Origin of the sequence: Paenibacillus sp. AR247 (assembly GCF_002968895.1) — a bacterium.
In the GTDB taxonomy this organism is placed as follows: domain Bacteria; phylum Bacillota; class Bacilli; order Paenibacillales; family Paenibacillaceae; genus Paenibacillus_AQ; species Paenibacillus_AQ favisporus.
Genome location: NZ_PCZT01000012.1, coordinates 132,485 through 135,452, shown reverse-complemented (window position 1 = coordinate 135,452; position 2,968 = coordinate 132,485). Strand labels below are relative to the sequence as shown.

The 2,968-nt window shown below is 55.1% G+C and carries 3 protein-coding genes and 2 pseudogenes; all 5 read right to left on the bottom strand.

Annotated elements, in window-relative coordinates:
* Positions 1-179: 179 nt before the first annotated feature.
* Positions 180-947 carry a class I SAM-dependent DNA methyltransferase gene (locus CPT76_RS21940; RefSeq protein WP_076169740.1) on the bottom strand — a complete coding sequence of 256 codons (768 nt, stop codon included), beginning with the start codon at positions 945-947 and terminating at the stop codon, positions 180-182.
* A gap of 75 nt (positions 948-1,022) precedes the next feature.
* A pseudogene (locus tag CPT76_RS21935) lies at positions 1,023-1,942 on the bottom strand (CvfB family protein).
* Positions 1,939-2,286, bottom strand: a complete 348-nt coding sequence (gene rsfS / locus CPT76_RS21930; protein ID WP_076169738.1) for a ribosome silencing factor — start codon at positions 2,284-2,286, stop codon at positions 1,939-1,941. Before rsfS ends, CPT76_RS21935 begins: the two are co-directional and overlap by 4 nt.
* Positions 2,283-2,861 carry a bis(5'-nucleosyl)-tetraphosphatase (symmetrical) YqeK gene (gene yqeK / locus CPT76_RS21925; RefSeq protein WP_105444469.1) on the bottom strand — a complete coding sequence of 193 codons (579 nt, stop codon included), beginning with the start codon at positions 2,859-2,861 and terminating at the stop codon, positions 2,283-2,285. Before yqeK ends, rsfS begins: the two co-directional genes overlap by 4 nt.
* Positions 2,833-2,968: pseudogene (nadD, locus tag CPT76_RS40290) on the bottom strand (nicotinate-nucleotide adenylyltransferase); the annotation flags it as partial. The gene yqeK and the pseudogene nadD, both read right to left, overlap by 29 nt.

The window sequence follows — 2,968 nt, the reverse complement described above, 5'->3', positions numbered from 1 at the left end:
TTAAACTCATCATGTTCTCTCCGTTTCTGTTTGAATTTGTTGAAGACGATGCTCAGTTAGGCATCTCCCATTATACTATTAGCCGCAAATAGCCCCGGAACCTTCGTTCCGAGGCAAAATCCCGCAAAGCATCCTCTCCAATATAGACCAGATGCTTTGCAAGGACATGAGTTCTTAGCCTATTTGACCGCGACGAAAAACAGCCGCTGCGCCTCGTCGTCCGCTTCCACCCACTCAAAGTCGGCATACGTCTGCACGTCCCGGAATCCGGCCTTGAGCAGTTCGCTCTTCATCCATTTCGGATCATAGCCCCGCTGCACGTGCACTTCTTCAAAGCGGCGGTACAAATCGCTGTCTTCTTCTTTCGCAAAGATGCTCAAATGATGCTCGATTTCGCACCGCGGCGCGTCCAGGTCGCAGGTCCAGATGTACGAAACCGACTTGTCGTCCCATACGAACGGCTGCTCCTCGTCATAGCGGATGATCGTATTCGGATGATGCACGTCAAACACGAAGATCCCCTTGTCCTTCAGCCCGTTATAGGTCTGTCTGAAGGTCGCGACGATATCGGCTTCTTCCAGCAGGTAGCTGATGCAGTCGCAAAATGAAATGACCGCATCAACGGGCTCGGGCAGCTCCCAAGCACGCATATCCTGCTGCACCCAGCGGATGGAGCCCTCCCGGAACAGGCGGCTGCCCTGCGGCGTCTTTTCCATCTTCCGCCTTGCTACGGACAGCATGTCCGCCGACAGGTCGATCCCTGTCACTTCGAACCCCGAGTTCACAAGCGGAATCGTGATGCTGCCCGTGCCGCATCCCAGTTCTACCACACTTTTCGGCATGCCGTATTTTTCCCAGGCCTGTCTTGCAAACCGAAGCCAATCGGGATACGGCATATCTTCCATCAGTTCATCGTAAACATATGCAAATTTTCTGTAAGAGGACATGATGACACCGCACTTTCTGTTAACGTTCCGAAAATCCTCCCAGCCCTGTTAGGACGGATCGGCGTTCCCGCCCTGTTAGGACGGATCGGCGTTCCCGCCCGTTTCCGGTTTGGAACTTTCCGGCTGAACCAGATAAGTCCAGTTCTCCTTCTGTGTGATAAGACCTTCCTTCATCAATTTGCCGATCGCGCGCTTGAATGCCGACTTGCTGATGCCAAAGCGCTGCTTGATAATGTCCGGAGGCGTCGCATCCGAATACGGCATGCCTCCGTTCGGACGTTCCTTCAAGAACGCCAGCAGGCGGTCGGCATCCAAATCCCGGCCAACTTCCTTGCGCTGCGCCATGGACAGGTTGACGCGTCCGTCCTCACGAATGTGACTGACCCGCACCTGCAGCTCTTCGCCCAGACGCAGCATACGGGTTCGCTCCGAGGAGTGGATCATGCCGATGGCGCCGAAGCCGAGCACTCCCCCGTCCACGATTACGAATGTTCCCATCTGCAGCGGGCGGTACACCGTCGCGGTGAACCACTGGTTTACCCAGGACTGCGGCGCCTGGAACGTATGCTGCGACAGCTCCTGTTCGCCGGCCAGCTTCGCGCGCAGCCGTCCCTGCTTGTCATGCTCCATGATGACGAACACTGAGTCTCCGACCCGTGGATGCAGCTCCTTCAATTCCGGAAGCTCGCGAATCGGCAGCAGCAGCTGACGGCCAAGCCCCATTTCGAGGAAGCATCCCAGTCTCGGATGCACGTCCGCCACAACCAGCTTGGCCATCTCGCCCAAGGTCAAATACGGCTTTTTCATCGTAGCCGCCAGCCGGTCTTCCGTATCGTAAAAATAAACACTTCCACGCGTTCGCCCGGCTCGATCTTCCGGGTCAGCTCCGTGTAATGGAGCAGGACATCCTGTCCGCCGGCATCGAGAAAATAGCCGTAAGGCGATACTTCGCGCATCACCTCATAGGTTTGAATCGTTCCTGCAATCGGACTCATACGGTTTCCACGACCTTGGCATCCGACCACAGGCGCTCGATGTTGTAATAATCCCGTTCATCCCGGTGGAAAATGTGCACGATCACGTCGCCCAGGTCCATCAGCACCCAGCGTGCGGAATCCATTCCTTCCACGCCGCGGATTTCGAGACCGGCTTCATGCACGCGCTTGCGGATTTCGGTCGCGATCGACTGGACCTGGGTATCCGAATTCCCGTGACAGATGACGAAATAGTCGGAAATGAGGGAAATCCCCCGCAGGTCGAGTGCCACGACGTTCATGGCCTTTTTATCTTCAGCGGCAGCTACGGCCAGATTTAACAATTCTTCAGGTTTCAAGGTCATACATTCGCCTCCAACTGTTTAATAAGATCATTGCGGGCAAATACGGTCAGCGGGTAAATGATCTGACGGCGGGAGATGAGCAGGCTGATTGTGGAGTCCAGTCCAGCGATCAATCCCTCTTCAAGGCTATGGTTGGCCAGTTCCCGGATATTATTCACGCCCGGAAAATCCCTTCCCGGTTCGATATAATCCGCCAGGCACACGACCTTGTCCATCAGGGTCATGCCGATGCGGCCGGAGGTATGATACCGGATCGCATCCAAAATTTCAGGATCGGTAATCCCGTAATCCCGTTCCGCTACAAAAGCACCTACTTCGGCATGCCAGAGCGGCTTATCGTAAAACAGCAGATCTTTCGACAAATCATTTTCCTTAATGATCGCTTCCATTTGCTTCACAGGCCAGTATTTGGCCACGTCGTGCAGAATCGCCGCCGTTTCGGCCTTAACAGGGTCCGCTCCGTAACGCTCCGCAAGCATGACGGCGGATTGCATCACGCCTTCTGTGTGCTTCCAGCGCATGGCCGGCATTTGTCCGGACACGGCTTTAATCAGTTCTTCGCGGCTGAATGCCATACATTCCCCTCCTTCTGATATAGTCGTAGACACTGTCTGTCACCATATAACGAATGGAGTGTCCGGTGGCCAGCCTTTCCCGGATTTCGGTAGACGAGATGTCCACC